12 protein-coding genes are annotated in these 16,108 nt (G+C 42.4%); 5 read left to right on the top strand and 7 right to left on the bottom strand.

The window, feature by feature from the left end:
* Positions 1-63: 63 nt before the first annotated feature.
* Entirely contained in the window at positions 64-1,647 is a 1,584-nt protein-coding gene (locus LU361_RS03080) for a peptide chain release factor 3 (protein WP_233086847.1), read from the bottom strand.
* 419 nt (positions 1,648-2,066) lie between these two features.
* On the bottom strand, positions 2,067-2,573 hold the full coding sequence (locus tag LU361_RS03085; protein ID WP_233086848.1) for a cytochrome P460 family protein: 507 nt from the start codon (positions 2,571-2,573) through the stop codon (positions 2,067-2,069).
* 122 nt (positions 2,574-2,695) lie between these two features.
* Here LU361_RS03085 and LU361_RS03090 point away from each other — a divergent pair, with 122 nt between their 5' ends.
* Positions 2,696-3,115: a MarR family winged helix-turn-helix transcriptional regulator gene (locus LU361_RS03090; protein ID WP_233086849.1), complete on the top strand. Its 420-nt coding sequence runs from the start codon at positions 2,696-2,698 to the stop codon at positions 3,113-3,115.
* Between the two features lie 332 nt (positions 3,116-3,447).
* On the opposite strand, the gene LU361_RS03095 is transcribed toward LU361_RS03090, so the two are convergent.
* Positions 3,448-4,605 carry an iron-containing alcohol dehydrogenase gene (locus LU361_RS03095; RefSeq protein WP_233086850.1) on the bottom strand — a complete coding sequence of 386 codons (1,158 nt, stop codon included), beginning with the start codon at positions 4,603-4,605 and terminating at the stop codon, positions 3,448-3,450.
* Between the two features lie 342 nt (positions 4,606-4,947).
* Between LU361_RS03095 and LU361_RS03100 the strand changes: the two genes are divergently transcribed.
* From LU361_RS03100 to LU361_RS03110, 3 genes are all read left to right on the top strand, one after another.
* Complete coding sequence (locus LU361_RS03100; protein ID WP_233086851.1) at positions 4,948-5,817, top strand: AraC family transcriptional regulator; 870 nt, start codon at positions 4,948-4,950, stop codon at positions 5,815-5,817.
* 51 nt (positions 5,818-5,868) lie between these two features.
* The gene (locus LU361_RS03105; RefSeq protein WP_233086852.1) at positions 5,869-6,666 is read left to right on the top strand and encodes an alpha/beta hydrolase; all 798 of its coding nucleotides are present in this window, start codon (positions 5,869-5,871) and stop codon (positions 6,664-6,666) included.
* An 87-nt stretch (positions 6,667-6,753) separates the two neighbouring features.
* Positions 6,754-7,365 (top strand): DUF2799 domain-containing protein, encoded by a 612-nt coding sequence (locus tag LU361_RS03110; RefSeq protein ID WP_233086853.1) that lies wholly within the window; start codon positions 6,754-6,756, stop codon positions 7,363-7,365.
* On the opposite strand, the gene dsdA is transcribed toward LU361_RS03110, so the two are convergent.
* The gene (dsdA, locus tag LU361_RS03115) at positions 7,366-8,697 is read right to left on the bottom strand and encodes a D-serine ammonia-lyase (RefSeq protein WP_233086854.1); all 1,332 of its coding nucleotides are present in this window, start codon (positions 8,695-8,697) and stop codon (positions 7,366-7,368) included.
* A 265-nt stretch (positions 8,698-8,962) separates the two neighbouring features.
* Here dsdA and LU361_RS03120 point away from each other — a divergent pair, with 265 nt between their 5' ends.
* Positions 8,963-10,015 (top strand): aldo/keto reductase, encoded by a 1,053-nt coding sequence (locus LU361_RS03120; RefSeq protein ID WP_233086855.1) that lies wholly within the window; start codon positions 8,963-8,965, stop codon positions 10,013-10,015.
* A gap of 98 nt (positions 10,016-10,113) precedes the next feature.
* Here LU361_RS03120 and LU361_RS03125 read toward each other — a convergent pair whose 3' ends face one another.
* From LU361_RS03125 to LU361_RS03135, 3 genes are all read right to left on the bottom strand, one after another.
* On the bottom strand, positions 10,114-12,015 hold the full coding sequence (locus LU361_RS03125; RefSeq protein ID WP_233086856.1) for a DUF885 domain-containing protein: 1,902 nt from the start codon (positions 12,013-12,015) through the stop codon (positions 10,114-10,116).
* A 499-nt stretch (positions 12,016-12,514) separates the two neighbouring features.
* Positions 12,515-13,006, bottom strand: coding sequence for a hypothetical protein (locus tag LU361_RS03130; protein WP_233086857.1), 492 nt, complete (start codon positions 13,004-13,006; stop codon positions 12,515-12,517).
* A 179-nt stretch (positions 13,007-13,185) separates the two neighbouring features.
* Positions 13,186-14,796, bottom strand: a complete 1,611-nt coding sequence (locus tag LU361_RS03135) for a vanadium-dependent haloperoxidase (protein ID WP_233086858.1) — start codon at positions 14,794-14,796, stop codon at positions 13,186-13,188.
* Between the last annotated feature and the right edge of the window lie 1,312 nt (positions 14,797-16,108).

The following is a 16,108-nucleotide window of genomic DNA, read 5'->3' on the forward strand; positions in this document are numbered from 1 at the left end:
ACTTACATCGTCTGAGCAATTCTACGTTAAACCGATTGCAATCGGACTCCCTAATTAGTCTTATTAATGTTCTCGTGTCGACCTGAAAACAACATCGGGATGACGCTCTTGGGCAAGCGATAAATTCACTCGTGTCGGAGCCAAATACGTTAAATGGCCACCGCCATCAATGGCAATATTATCACTCGCTTTTTTGCGAATATCAGCAATCAGTGCGGGATCGTCCGCTTCAATCCAGCGGGCCGTTTGCACGTTTACAGGCTCGTAAATAGCCTCAACTTTGTATTCGTCTTTTAAGCGATAAGCCACCACTTCAAATTGCAGCACACCGACGGCACCAACAACAATGTCGTTGTTGTTAATCGGGAAAAATACTTGAGTAGAGCCCTCTTCTGACAACTGCTGCAAACCTTTTTGCAACGCTTTAGTTTTCAGAGGATCTTTTAGACGAATGCGACGGAACAATTCCGGTGCAAAGTGAGGAATACCTTTGTACTTAAGATCTTCGCCTTGGGTAAAGGTATCGCCAATTTGAATCGTACCGTGGTTGTGCAGACCAATGATGTCACCGGAGCAAGCCTCTTCTACCGCAGAACGATCACCGGCCAAAAACGTTACCGCATCGGCGATTTTAATGTCCTTGCCAATACGCACATGACGCATTTTCATGCCTTGAGTGTATTTACCAGAACACACACGCATAAAGGCAATACGGTCACGGTGTTTAGGGTCCATGTTCGCCTGAATCTTGAAAACGAAGCCAGAAAACTTCTCTTCGGTGGCTTCTACTGGGCGCTGTTGAGTTTCACGATCTTGTGGCTTAGGCGCCCACTCGACAAAGCCATCGAGCATTTCACGAACACCAAAATTGCCAAGAGCAGTACCAAAATAGACCGGTGTCAAACGCCCGGCAAGGTATTCATCAACATCAAACTCATTGGTTGCACCGCGCACTAACTCGATTTCATCGCGAATATCGTCGGCGTAAGAACCTACCAAATCTTCAAATTCTGGCGAATCTAAGCCCTTAATTTGAATATCATCGTTGATGGTGTGACCCATGCCCGACTGGAATACGTGGATGGTGTCGGTGTATAAGTTATAAACGCCCTTAAATTCCTTACCCATGCCCAACGGCCAGTTGATTGGTGCCGCTGCAATCTTCAGTACGTCCTCGATTTCGTCCATCACCTCGATCGGGTCGCGAATATCACGGTCCATTTTGTTAATGAACGATAAAATCGGCGTATCGCGAAGACGACACACATCCATCAACTTGATGGTACGATCCTCCACACCCTTCGCGCCGTCGATCACCATCAATACCGAATCCACCGCGGTGAGCGTGCGGTAGGTATCCTCAGAGAAGTCTTCGTGCCCTGGGGTATCAAGAAGGTTAACGGTGCGTTCTTTGTAGGGAAACTGCATCACAGAGGATGTCACCGAGATACCACGTTCCTGCTCCATCGTCATCCAATCCGACTTCGCGTGCGGGCCTTTCTTTCCCTTCACCGAACCGGCCAATTGAATGGCATTTCCGAACAACAACAGCTTTTCTGTCATCGTGGTTTTACCGGCATCCGGGTGAGAAATGATAGCAAACGTGCGACGTTTACTGACTTCATCTAAAAACTTGCTATCTGCCATACCGATAAAAACCCTAGTCTGAACGTGTTCGAAAATGGCCCAATGGGCGGAAAATCGGCGTATTCTACAGAAGATTTGAGATGCGATAAATTGCTGTAGCAATATGTTTTAGAATTATTAGTCAAACCGACGGCTTTCAGCTTAACTGTTCAAATCGTTTATGAGAGCTTCGATTCCGTTGTCACGCGACATTATGATGGCTGAACTCAAACACGCCTCAGTAGAAAGACGGGTAAATCCAGTCTTAAAACCGATATCTATTGGCTATGACCAAAAAGAAAAAACCTCTTTCAATGATCACACTGAAAGAGGTTTTTGTTTTTGAGAAATTAATCAATCAGAGAACGAAATTTATAAGTATTTTCTTTATTTAAAATTAAACGAAAGCACTGTTATAAATAAAAAATTAACTCAATTTATTATCGTTTTGGCAAATGTTGAGTCGTGAACAGAAAATCGGTTTGCGTCAATGGTGCGTGACAAGCGCGGCAAGTATCTAAGTCTTTAGGAGCGACATCACCATTCGGTTTAAAAGCCGCAAAATCCCAATCGCCAACGTTTATTTTTGACGGAGAAGTTTCAGCGAAGCCATCTTGTTTTTCCATGACACCGAGCAACAATAATTTATCTTTGACTCGACGGTTCACTAACGATTTTGCAACAGAGCCATCTTCATTTTTTTTCACGGAATAAATTTCAGCAACAATAACCGAACCGCTGAGTAATTCACCGTTTTCGTCGGCACCTTTCATAGCAACATCATTGGCGAACAGACGAATAAATTGGTCGTGGTTTTGAATACGGTCTAACGATAAGTATTCTGTGTAAGTTTCTTTGTAATCTTTAGGTAGGCCAACGCGAAGATCTTCTCCGGCGGAGACGGTTAACGCGAAAAACAGTGCAATGAAGCTAACGAGGGGTCTCATAAGTCTCTCCTATCAATATTATAGTTTTATTAGTACACTTACTGTACGCACACTAACAATATTGTAAATCTATTGTTAAGTAAACATAATTATTAGCCAGACACTAAATTAGGAACTTACCATTGCCGATTAACGCTGCTCGATTGGATGACCAACTTTGTTTTGCGCTGTATTCAGCCTCAAATCGGCTGAATGCCATCTATCGACCTATCTTAGATCCGTTAGGACTCACCTACACACAGTTCGTGGTGATGATGGCGCTGTGGGAAAACGATGGAATTTCTATTACAGAACTCGCAGCCCGCACTAATTTAAGCAAGGCTACTATGACTCCGTTGTTGAGAAAACTGGAAGAAAAGTCATTAATTCAGCTAGACAGAATGATCGACAACGATCGAACCAAAACGATTACGGTCACTCCTACTGGAGAAGAACTTGCCGCTCAAAGCCACAGTGTCACTCAACAGGCTTTTTGCACTACAGGACTGACAATGGACGAAGCCATGGAGATTATCAAAATCTGCCAACGCATTGGGGTGTAAAACATTGGGTGCAAAACATTGGGGTGCAAAAATAACCACTCAAAAAAACGCAGACGTGGTTTCAACATGCAGGCTGATGTCAAAAATGATGTGCTTTTTAACAGGAACGGCAGGTTTCTATCAAACGTTAAAGGTGATCACTGCTATAACGCTAAAAACAACGTTTGCACACATTAACTACTCATTGATTCCAAACAGGTAACATGTGTTAAAGCAAGTAATGAAAGCTCACGCCAATAAACCTAGATAAACACAGAAAATAAATAAGAACAAAAAATTCACCCACTGATAATTTGCAATCTATCAGAGAGTGAATTTTTATTTTTAACCGTTTATTTAGCGGCGTGCAAAATGCGAGTAACACACGCTAGATCAAGATCACCGGTTTCAGACAACGCCGTCAATCCCATTTTTTCCATGTTGCCAACAACTTTTTCGATACCCTGATCATCAATATCGTAGTGCGTTAAATTGGTTACGATATCCAAGCTATTGAAAAATGCTTCGGTTTTATCAATGGCTAGATTAATTTTATCGTCATCACTACCTTCGGTGATGTTCCAAACACGTTCGGCAAACTGGGTAAGCTTGTCGTGTTTTTGGGTTTTACGTTCACGTAATAATGATGGCAATACGATTGCCAAGGTTCTGCCGTGAGCAATACCATAACTGGCGGTAAGTTCGTGACCAATCATATGAGTCGCCCAATCGTGGGGAACACCGCTACCAATAATGCCATTAAGCGCCATGGTTGCAGACCAAATAAAATTCTTACGCGCATCCATGTTGTCGTTGTCGGCGTAAGTGATCGGCCCTTCTTCAATCAGGGTTTGCAACACACCTTCTGCCATGCGATCTTGCACTTTCGCGTTTACTGGGTAAGTTAGATATTGCTCAGTTACATGAATAAATGCATCGGCAATGCCGTTTGCGATTTGCTCTTTCGGTAAAGTCTTGGTGAATTCCGGATCGAGAAATGAAAATTTCGGAAATGCTAACGGCGACATTACTGGGTATTTTTGGTGATTGTAAGTCACCACCGCCCCCATGTTCATTTCAGAGCCTGTCGCTGGAAGAGTAGCAACGCAACCTAATGGCAGAGCTTCTTTCGCAGGCGGCGGATTAAAACCGTGGAATAATAAACTTTCAGGCTCCGAATCAAATTTGGCGGCTAAAGCGATAAATTTGGTGCCGTCCATTACCGAACCACCACCAACAGCTAATAAAAAGGTAATACCTTCCTGCTTAACAATATCGACTGCTTTCATTAAGGTTGTGAATTCAGGATTGGGTTCAATACCGCCGAACTCAATCACCGAGCGCTCGCCTAAACCGGCTTTTACCTGCTCTAACGCGCCGTTGCGTTTGACGCTGCCGCCGCCATATAAGACTAAGACTTTTGCATCTGCGGGGATTAAATTATCAAGTTCTGCTAAACGGTTTTGGCCGAATACGATGTGAGTTGGATTGTAAAAATCGAAATTTTGCATAGTTGTGTGCCCTCGTGACTGCATGCATTATAGTCTCACGCGACAGCAGTAATAATAGGCATTAGTCTCAAAAGCATGCCTATTTCTACCCCTTAGGGAATTGATAGCCAAGTTGTTAATGTGTTAAATATAATAAACTCTGAGTTTAAGGTAAAAACGTTAACAACCGCAGGCCTCTAGCGATGCAAAAACTGCGTGGCACATTTCAATAACAATACATTATTGATTTGGTGAAGAAATTTAGAAACGCTTTTTCAATTTCCAGCTTCGGATAACGTTAAAAAGCGCACTTATTAACAACTTCGATAGCGTGAGCGCATGATCAATATAAGGTGATTTATCATGACAAATCTGGTTAACCTGTTGGAAAAATTGGCAAGCGACGAAGGTTACAACCAGACTCGGCTTGACGGCGTTGGAGTTTATAAAGCCAGTGAATCGTCCAGCCGCGTGCCCTTGTGTTACAGCCAAGGTTTAATTGTGGTTGCCCAAGGGCAAAAGCAAGTTTTCTTGGATGAACAAGTTTATCACTACAACCCCGATAACTATTTGGTACTAACCTTGCCTCTACCAGCAGAGTGCGAAACCATAGTTACGCCGGGGCAGCCTTTGTATTGCATGATGATAGATTTTGATATGGGCCAACTGACCGAATTGGTTCGCCTGTTTGATGAGCATCATCAAAGCTCGCTCTATCATTCTTGCAAAGAGACAAAGGGTTTATACGCAAGCGAATGCAACGCCGAGTTTAATCAGGCAATCCTGCGTTTAGCCGAATGTTTGCAGTCACCGTTAAAAAGCGATGTATTGGGTAAAGGACTGGTGCGAGAAGTACTCTACATTTTGTTGCAAGGCCCTCTTGCCGCTTCGCTATTTGCACTGGTTTCACACAACACACAACTGTCTCGCTTGGAGCGAGTGCTCAAATATTTGCATGAAAATTATCAGGAGCAATTGGACGTCGATCAGCTGGCGGATATGGCCAACATGAGCACATCGAGCTTTCACCGCAATTTTAAACAAATGACGGCGTCCTCTCCGATTCAATACGTAAAAAAAATGCGATTAAATCGAGCCAAAGAATTGTTGCTCGACCAAGGCTTAAAGGTAAAACAAGCCGCAGCGCAGGTCGGCTATGAAAGCCCAACCCAATTTAGCCGTGAATTTAAACGTTATTTTGGCGAGAGCCCGCAAATGATTGGCCGCGCTTAATCATTTAAATGCATCAATAAAATCTGGAATGCTTTGTTTAGGAGTGAAGTTTTGATAGTAAAGATTACACTACAAAAAAGATTTTTGTATTTTCTGATTTTAATTTGGGCCGTGTTTTTTCTATCGTTTCTATCGTTTCTATCGGCAAAATCATACGCAAATGTTGATTCCGGCAATCAAACATTAATGGCAAGCATTTCAGACTTATTTAACGAGCAAACGGCAAAAAACTACGCAAGTGTACAACCATTAAATCAAACCATTACCTGGCAAGTTTATTTACCTGAAAACTACTCACCCGAAAACCCACCAGGATTGCTGGTCTATATTAGCCCGGGAAATTCCGGAGAGATTCCAGATGACTGGCAAGACATCATGGATGAGTTCAATTTAATTTGGATTGGTGCCGATAACTCAGGAAACAACGCGGATACGCACAAGCGACTGACTTACGCTTTATTGGCACCCAGGGTTATTGCACACAATCGATACTCGGTAAATTCAGATCGAGTTTATTTATCTGGGTTTTCTGGCGGCGGTCGTGTTGCGAGTTTATTGGCCTCGGATTTTCCGAGCATTTTTAAAGGTGCGATTTACAACAGCGGTGCCAATAAGTGGCTCAATATGACACCAGAAAAGTTAGAAATAATGAAAAATAATCGTTATGTATTCATTACCGGCAGAGAAGATTTTAATTTGAATGATACAAAACGTGTTTACCGATTTTATAAAAAAGCCGGACTGGAAAATTTAAAACTAAAAGTTATTAGTAGAATGGGCCATGACAACCCCAGCCAAAAAAACTACGCACAAGCCATTAAGTTTATCGATGCTTCTCACTCGCGCTAAGTTTAGTTTCTGTTCATTCAACTTGAGTTATATTCATTCAATACAATAAAATACGAATAATAGCCCATTTTTTGAATAGGAATTTCCATGCTTCGCGTCATCTTTGTAGCTTTAATAGCGGCCTCACTTCACGGTTGCGCCACGTTATCGAAAGAAGAATGCCTATACGCTGACTGGTATCAAATAGGACTAGAAGACGGCAGCCGAGGCATAGACGCCCTCCAATTAGCACGACATCGCAAAGCATGCGCCAAAGCCGGTGTAACACCTGATCGTGAGGCTTACGAGCTAGGCCACCATAGCGGTTTGTTGAATTATTGTACATATCAAACCGGATTACGCCTAGGAACAAACGGAAGCTCCATGCCGCAATTTTGCCCCTCTGAGGTAATAGCGGAGTTCACACAAGGTTATAAACACGGTTATGAGCGTTACCAGCAAATCAAAGTCATTAAAGATTTAGAGTCGAAAGTCCGTTCTGTGTATTATTCAATTGATGAACATGAAGAGTACATCGCAAAAAATGAGCACATCTTAGTCAGCGATACCAGCACTGGCGAACAAAGAGAAGAAGCCTTAGCGGCATTAAGAATTCTTGAAGACGAAATAGCAGTATTTGCGCTGGATTTAATTGCTTTAGAAGAATCCCTGGAATACCAAGAATCCGTTCTCGAAGACATTATTAATCAGCAGCGATAATCATATCGTTGCTTGACTCAAATACTTTTCCATCTCTTCCGGTGGCACCATTGCGCCGCCGGTTGCCCATACGATGTGTGTTGCGTTTTCCATAACTTTTTCAGTGAGCCCCATCCGAGTTTTATATTCTGAATTTTCCACAACGGCTTTTAGTCCGTGCATTCCTGCTAACGCAGATGGCTCCAAGGCAATATTTTCGCTTTTATAAAGTAAACCTAGATAACGATACAGGCTTTCATCAGAAATTGTGCAATAGCCGTCGATTAAACGCTCCATCGCTCGGCCCACAAAACCCGACGCTCGACCAACCGCCAGTCCGTCGGCGGCGGTAATATTATCAATGCCAATATCTTGAACAGAAATAGCATCGTGCAAGCCGGTGTGCACTCCTAAAAACATACAAGGAGAATGCGTAGGTTCAGCAAAGATACAATGTACGTGATCACCAAAGGCGAGTTTTAAACCGAACGCAACACCGCCTGGGCCACCGCCCACACCACACGGTAAATACACAAATAAAGGCTGCTCTTGATCGACAATAATGCCTAAGTGATCGAATTGTTTTTTCAGTCGCTCACCGGCAACGGAATACCCTAAAAATAAGGTTTTCGAATTCTCATCATCAATAAAATAACAGGAGGCATCATTTTCAGCCTGTTTTCTGGCTTCACAAACAGCAGCGCCGTAATCCTGATTATATTCAACAACATGAACACCAAGCCTGCGAAGGCGATCTTTTTTCCACTGACGCGCGTCCGCCGACATATGCACCGTCACTGAGAAACCCAATTTGGCACTGATGATCCCAATGGACAAACCTAAATTACCCGTAGAGCCAACGGCAATGGAATACTGGCTAAAAAAACGCTTAAATGAATCGTTCAGTAAACACTGATAATCGTCTGTTTTATTGAGCAATCCGCTTTTAATCGCTAGATTCTCTGCGTGGGTTAACACCTCGTAAATACCGCCACGTGCTTTTATTGATCCTGAAATAGGTAAATGGCTGTCTTTTTTGAGCATTAACCTTCCAGGAATGTCTAACGTTTGATTGGCGCACAATGCTTGCTTCATATTGGCAATGTCGATCACGTCGGATTCAATTAACCCGTTGGAAGACTGAGTTTCTGGAAAAGCGTTAGCAATAAAAGGCGCGAATCGCTCCAGTCGAGCACTGGCATCTCGGACATCTTCAGCCGTTAATCCAACGTAGGGAAGCGCTTCTTTCACGCTGGTCACATTAGGATTAAACCAATTCGTTTCAGTCAGTGCGATGAGTTTTTCAAGAAGCGGAAATTGCTTTTTCAGAAGTTCGACTTTGTTATTTATCATATGAAACCAACGTGAGAAACTACAGTTATTATCAAAAACCAGAAAATCAGCTGCGCCCCTATTTTTGCGGGTCTTATCACAACAGCCTATCAACAGAGCTTGTCAGCACAGCCTTCCCCGCGCCAAAATATGACCCATTATAAATAACTCTATATAAAGCATAGAAATGTGAACAACGCTTTTTATAGGTTACATTGAATTTTCAAAGTTCATCTCCACCTATAAACCAATCATTCATGTTGATTCAAAATACGGAGAACACTTAATGCAGTATTCTACCTTAGGCAATAGCGGATTAGACGTCTCTCGAGTCTGTTTAGGCACCATGACTTGGGGAAAACAAAACAACCAAGCACAGGCTGACGAGCAGATCGAATACGCATTAGAACGCGGTGTTAACTTTATGGATACCGCAGAAATGTACGCCATACCACCAACGCCAGACACTTACGGCAAAACCGAGGCAATCATTGGTGATTGGCTTTCAAGAAACGCAACCAAACGCTCTGACTTTATCCTCGCCACCAAAATAGCAGGTAACGGCCTACACTGGATACGCGGCGGCAAAAATATTACTGCCTCAGACATTGCGCCCTCGGTTGATGCCTCATTAAAAAGATTGCAAACCGATTACATCGACGTTTACCAACTGCATTGGCCGAACCGTACAACGCCTCATTTTGGTAAACACTGGCCGGGTGACATCAGCTTTACCGATGTCGATGCCAACGCACACACCGAAGAAATGCTTCACATTTTAGAAGCGTTAAACCAATGCATTAAAGATGGAAAAATTCGTCACTACGGGCTTTCCGACGATTCGCCCTGGGGCATTAACCAATACATTCGTCTGGCTGAAATTCACAATCTGCCAAAACCGGTATCGATTCAAAATGAGTTCAATTTGTTGCACACCAAAGACTGGCCATTTTTAATCGAAAATTGCGTGCACCAAAACGTCGCCTACTTACCTTGGTCACCGTTAGCGGCCGGTATGTTAAGCGGAAAATATTTGAATGGTGCGTTACCCGAAGGAAGCCGATGGACCTTAACTCAACGTAACGGATTATTCAGAAACACACCGCAATCGGAAGCGGCCATCACTAAACTGGTAGAAATTGCCAAAGACGCACAAATAACGCCTTCGCAATTGGCGTTAGCGTGGTGCGATCAAGTCGATGGCGTAACATCCACCATTATCGGCGCGACTACATTAGATCAGTTAAAAGAAGACATCGATGCGTTCGATATCGAACTGTCTGAAGAGACATTAAAAGCGATTTCAGACGCTTTAAAAGCCCACCCAATGCCTTTTTAAGTTTAACAAGCCAATTAAGGTGAGCAAAAAAATAAGGGCGGTTTATCTCCGCCCTTATCAATCATAAAACAGAAAAATGAAAAATAATTAAGCCTAATTTACGCTTTTTTCTGTTCTTTAACCCAATTGCCCACAATACGCTCCAGCACCGACAACGGCACTGCACCGCCACCTAACACCACATCGTGGAAGGCTTTAATATCAAATTTATCGCCCAATTCAGATTCTGCTTCGGCTCTTAATTCTTGGATTTTTAGCATGCCCACTTTATAGCTGGTCGCTTGCCCTGGAATAACCAAGTAACGACGAACCTCCGAGACAGCCTGTGCATCGGTAACAGCGGAATTCGCTTTAAAATAATCAATCGCTTGTTGTTCAGACCAACCTTTAGCGTGCAAACCGGTATCAACAACCAATCGAATAGCGCGCCACATTTCAGACCCCAGTCGACCAAAATTAGACAGTGGATCGGCATAAGTGCCCGGCATTTCGGTGGCTAATTTTTCGGTATACAGCGCCCATCCTTCAACGTAAGCGGTAAATCGTGCTTGCGTTCTAAACGTTGGAATACCTTTAAGTTCTTGCGATATCGCAATTTGCATGTGGTGGCCCGGCAAGCCTTCATGATAGGCAATAACTTCCAATTCACGCTTAGGCATCGCTGTCATGTCGGACAAGTGCGCGTAATAGATTCCCGGACGACTGCCGTCTGGTGTTGGCGGATAATAATGCTGAGCTGCGCCGTCTTTCTCGCGAAAAGCCTCAACACGTTTTACCACCATGTCCGCCTCAGGCAATATGCCAAAATATTTCGGCAACAAAGATTTTATGTTATCGATGGCTGCGGTTGCATCATCAATATAACCCTGACGCCCTTCATCGGTGTTGGGATAATAAAGTCGTTCGTCATTTTTTTCGGTACGAAGAAAAACAAAGAATTCAGCAAGCGAACCTTCAAATCCAAATTCTTTTTTAACGTCTTCCATTTCCGCACGTAAACGAGCCACTTCTTGTAAGCCGATTTCGTGAATCTCATCCGACGTTAACGCAGTGGTTGTTTGGTTCGCCAACCGCTCATTATAAAAAGCCGGTCCGTTAGGTAACGCGCTGACACCTTTTGCTAATTTACCGGCGTTGACTCGATCTTTTTTCTGCCAAGCAATTAAGCGTTCGTAAGCGGGTTTAAATTCATTGATAAAATTTTTCTTAGCCTGCGCAGTTAATTCGTCCGCCGTAGCCTGATCTATTTTTTCAGCGTCTAACAATTTTTTGATATTGGATTTGGCATTCGCCCAAACATCACTGTCTTCGCCGTCGGTAAATGGCGCGCCAGTAATAATTGCGGTTGATTCCTCAATAACCGAATCGAAGGCAAAATACGGAGGTCGAACGCCTTTTTCAGCCACCTTCATTGACTGGTCGATTAACTGATTTAACGCCCGTCCGCTCTCTTTGATTCGAGAAACGTAATTCTCCATATCTTCCTGAGATTCAACTCTGTGAAAGGCAATCAGTATTTGCGGAAAGAAAGCATGCACAGCACGCATCTGTTCAAACACGTACCCGTTGTACCTAAACTCTTCTTGCGCTAACGCTTGCTCAGCCTGATACACCCAAATATCGTAAGAAATGCGTGCGTCGGAACTTAGCGTGTTGTAATCAAAACTCGACTTAAGCTCGGCGAGATTGGCCTTGGTGATCGCCAAGTTTTCATCGGCAGCTGCTTCCGACATATCGTCGATTTCACCCTGCCGCTCTGGACGCCCTAAAAACGTTAAGCGAATGGGGCTTCGCAGCAAGCCTTCCTCGTACTTCTCGTTAAACCAAACGTTGAGCCGCTCACTCTCCAACGCTACTTGTTGCGCAAGCTGAGAATCGGAAGCGCTCTCTACCGCCGACGCCTGGTAATCCGCCGTAGCACTGTGATCCGCCGAGTTTGGGCTTAATGTACACCCCATAAGAGATAGCGTGGTTAACGCCGCTAAAACACCGTATCGCATAAATTTTCCTATAGTCTGGGCTGAACAAACGCCCATATGCCCATTAAATTCTTGTCGATTGAAAGTATTAAGACGATTTATAGAACAAATAGCCCAAGTGGTAGGCTCAAGGTTGTGTAATATAACGTGTTCTTTGGAAATACTTCTATAGATTGAGCAAGAATTGATCGAAATCGATTCATCTCATGGAGACTTAAAAGAGAAGGCATTTAAGGTAGTCACTCAAGCCAACAACTTATTTTTCACACTAAAAAAGTTAACCGTCGTGGTCAGTAACTTCGTAGATTAAACGTCAATAAAATAAATGAATAAACTACCCGGAAGATAAAACTAAAGGAGTGCTTAAAAATAAGAGGAAAGAGAAGGAAATAGAAAAGAGACGGGGAAAACCTACAAGATGTAACCCCCTAAACCATACAGAGGATTACATCAGAGACTAAATGCTACTCACAGATTAGGAGCAAAGTTGATCGCAAGGAATGCATCAATAACTATCTAATTAGACTTCGCTTAGCATTTTTTCTAATTTGTTTTGCTGAGCAGAAATTTCTCTCTCAACATCTTCAACGAAATCAATCATACCGGCAAGAATTGCCTTGTTGTAGATTTCATCGCTGTTACGCAATTCGGTTGCAGCAGCCATCATGTCTTTTAAAGCCGCTTTTGATTTTTCGTTAAGCATTTTTACATGCGCTAACTTTTGCTGAGCCATTTCCATGGATTCTTTAGAAGCTCCAGACTTCGCTGATTCAGCAACAACAGTACGGATTTTTTTGATGTTGTCATCGTATTCGTTGATTGCATCAAATGAACGACGAACAATGGCATTTAACTTGATTACAGTTTCTTTGGTAAATGCTGGCTGGAAGTCTTCTGGCAGCAACTCAACAATTTTCTTGCGGGCTACGGTGTCAGCTTCTTCAGCGATTGCAGAATGACCAGCGAATCCGCAGGTTACAAGTAATAAAACAAATAGTCGTATGAATTTCATGATAAATGCCCTTAGATATTGATATCCCTATGTAAACAAAAATTTCTGATTTTCTCAAAAATTTCATCACACTATTATGTGTTCAAACTAATGTGTGTTCAAACTAAAACCGGCACTACCCTGGGGCAGTGCCGGAAAATTACATGGCTATATAGTCATAATACAGCGCACGCTATTTCTTACCAAGCTGGTTGGAAAGCTTCAACATTGTTGATCAAGTGGTGACCGATAGCGGTACCTTGTTGCTGACCAGCGATGTCATCGAAGTTCCAGTGAACACCGTTGTATACACGGCTCACACCATTTTGCTCTTGTGCGTCAGTTAGGCTTTCGAAACGAACAGGAACGAATGGACGGTATACGTCTGGGAAGAATGGATCCACACCTAGACCATTGTACTCGTCAGAAACGAAAGTGAATGGAGTGTCGTCACCGAAAGCGTCACGTAGTACTTCGAAAGTAACACCACCGAACGCAGCGTGACCTGATGGGTAAGCTGGGAATGGAGGAGTAGGACGAATTGACTCTGTAGTGTTAATTACAGAAACACCGACTGGATCCCAAGTGATGTCTTTAACGGTATCTTCGTTAAGGTCTTCACTGCGGATACCAGTAACTGGACGCCAGTAGTTATAGTAGAACTTACTATCCCAAGCAGCGATACCAACGTCAGCCATACCAACGTTAACCATAGCTAGAGTACGAGCTAGGTCTAGAGCGTCAGTTTGACCTTCAGCTTTAGCGATTTGGATAGCGATTTGGTTGTAGATACGTGGTGGAACACCGATCAAAGGTACACCGTCGTAACCCCAGTAGTTACCAACGAAACGAGTTGCATCAGTACTGGTGCTGGTAGTTCTTTCGTTAGTTGGAGCACCACCTACAGCAGCAACTTCAGCGTAAGCTTTTGCGTACTCTTCAGAATCTGGTAATGGTGGAGGAGCGATACGGAACTGATCGCCTGAATCCATAGTGAACGGCTTAACGTTACCCCAGAATGCACCTAGTGCTAGGTTGAAATCACCAGCAGTTGCAGGAGTGTTTGGATCTGGTTGCCATTCACCGATGTTGCGAGTGCCACCGTTAACTTTGGTGCCGAAGAAAGTTTCTTTACCACCGTTTGCTACGCGACCGCCTTCACCGAAATCTGGCTCTGCACGACCTGATTTATCGCCACGACGATCTTCACGGATTGCTTTAAACGCGTCAACACCTACGTCTTTACCAGCTTTGTAGCTAGAACGGCTAGTGAAAGATTTGATTAGGTCAACTTCGTTGTCACGAATTTCTTTTAGACGAGCTTCTTGAGCTGGGTACAAACGCTTAAGAGTGCGGAACGCAGCGAAAGCAACAGCAGCGTGAGGAGAAGCACCTGCGTCAACGTCAATTGCTTTACCGTAAGAAACGTAGTCGCCTTCGATTGCGTTTAGCGCGTCAAATACAGCGATTTGAACCATAGCTAATGCACGGCTAGTACGGGTAGGACCACCTTGGTTTAGAGGAGAGCCTTCGCCTTCAGCAGCAGGAGTGTGGTCTAGAGCAACAGTGTCTAGAGCAACGGTGTGCCAGAATTTAACACGCTCAGATAGGTTGTCGATTGAAGAGTAAGCGTCGTCGTAACCAACCGCTTGTAAACGCCACAAGTTACCCGCTTGGATAGCTTGCTTACTTAATTCACCGATGTAACCAATTGCTTGAGATTTAGATTGGCTACCGATGTCTGATTCTTCTGCGAATGCAGGAGTAGCTGCCATTGCAACTAGGATCGCTGCCGATAATTTCTTCATCATAATAACTTCCCTTAATATAGATGATTGAGTTTAGTTTCAGATTTACTGCTTCCTTTACTTCACATCATCAGTGAGTTTGAAAGCTTGCAGAGCCTTTCCCAAACATAAAGCAGGAAAATAACTCTGTTTTAGTCGTTGTACGCTAGCATAGTCAGTGCTTTTACTTTGCAGTCATCAAACCGTTCAGCTGTAGAACAAATTAATAATTGCTACCAAGAGTTAGAGTCATTAACTCTCAGCGGTGGAAATGCTAACACAAGAAATTGAGAAACTAGACTGCCTAAAATTTTAAAAAAATTTATTTTTTTGATAGAAATAAAAAATAGTTCCATAAAAATATTCTACAGAACAAGAATAAATAACTATCGCAAATAAATGTAAATCTGGTGGCAAATCTCTCTGGCATGAAAATTACGTGTTTTCGTCCTTTTTTTATTTCAATACTTATGAAAACAACGTTAAAGCAATACCGAAAGGTAATGCATGAAAACATAGGTTTAGCAATGTAAATAAAAGTAAGTGAGATCTTTACATAACTAAATTTTAAATCTGTTTAACAATTGAGAACTGTTTAATAATTTTTTAATAGTTAACAAACAGACTTGTGAGAATTTAGTCGCATTTTGGATGTTAAATCGAACAAATAATTCCATTCGATAATAAAAATATTTTGTATAGCCGTTTGATAGCTTAATTTTTATTTTTTAGTACCAACGTAAAAATGGTTTACTTGTTCTTTTTTTATGCTTTCCATTCTTACACATTATTTTTTATCGCAATACTTTCTAAATGGTCAAATTTTTAAGAAATTACTCAATTGGTTGCGAAAAAATTTTCTGTCACATTTTAAATTAGACAAGTATTTTAATATTTTTTAAACACAAACCCTATTCATGATATAGATCAATACTTCAAAATCCATTTGATTTAAAACTGGGAAATAAATTGCACATTAACCTCTAAAAACACTGTAAAAATAGGGTTAAAATTTAAAAGCTCGCTCTAAACAGTAAGCGATAGTATAAAGATAACATCTAATCAAACCGCAGCTGAGTTTTCCATACAGTTGACCCATCACCTTTTTCACAACAGATAAACACCAATCATAGATTTATTCACTAAGCAAAATCTAAATTAGTCTTTAAAGCCCGGTATTATTCTTAGCCTCAACAATAAAAAGGCATCGTTAAAGCTTGGATCCGTCTATGACAAAACAAAAACAGGTCTGTACAAAAATCTAAATAAAACATGACTGTCTATTATTTAACGGCTAGAAATTACTTGAAGCACACTGATCAAAAATACAAAAAAT

The organism is Sessilibacter corallicola (assembly GCF_021290925.1).
GTDB classification, from domain to species: Bacteria; Pseudomonadota; Gammaproteobacteria; order Pseudomonadales; family Cellvibrionaceae; genus Sessilibacter; species Sessilibacter corallicola.

Excerpts from the sequence above, each read along its gene's own strand:
- LU361_RS03095 (WP_233086850.1), bottom strand. The coding sequence starts at position 4,605 with ATGCAAAATTTCGATTTTTACAATCCAACTCACATCGTATTCGGCCAA.
- LU361_RS03085 (WP_233086848.1), bottom strand. The coding sequence starts at position 2,573 with ATGAGACCCCTCGTTAGCTTCATTGCACTGTTTTTCGCGTTAACCGTC.
- LU361_RS03080 (WP_233086847.1), bottom strand. The coding sequence starts at position 1,647 with ATGGCAGATAGCAAGTTTTTAGATGAAGTCAGTAAACGTCGCACGTTT.
- LU361_RS03120 (WP_233086855.1), top strand. The coding sequence starts at position 8,963 with ATGCAGTATTCTACCTTAGGCAATAGCGGATTAGACGTCTCTCGAGTC.
- LU361_RS03130 (WP_233086857.1), bottom strand. The coding sequence starts at position 13,006 with ATGAAATTCATACGACTATTTGTTTTATTACTTGTAACCTGCGGATTC.
- LU361_RS03125 (WP_233086856.1), bottom strand. The coding sequence starts at position 12,015 with ATGCGATACGGTGTTTTAGCGGCGTTAACCACGCTATCTCTTATGGGG.
- LU361_RS03135 (WP_233086858.1), bottom strand. The coding sequence starts at position 14,796 with ATGATGAAGAAATTATCGGCAGCGATCCTAGTTGCAATGGCAGCTACT.
- LU361_RS03110 (WP_233086853.1), top strand. The coding sequence starts at position 6,754 with ATGCTTCGCGTCATCTTTGTAGCTTTAATAGCGGCCTCACTTCACGGT.
- dsdA (WP_233086854.1), bottom strand. The coding sequence starts at position 8,697 with ATGATAAATAACAAAGTCGAACTTCTGAAAAAGCAATTTCCGCTTCTT.
- LU361_RS03100 (WP_233086851.1), top strand. The coding sequence starts at position 4,948 with ATGACAAATCTGGTTAACCTGTTGGAAAAATTGGCAAGCGACGAAGGT.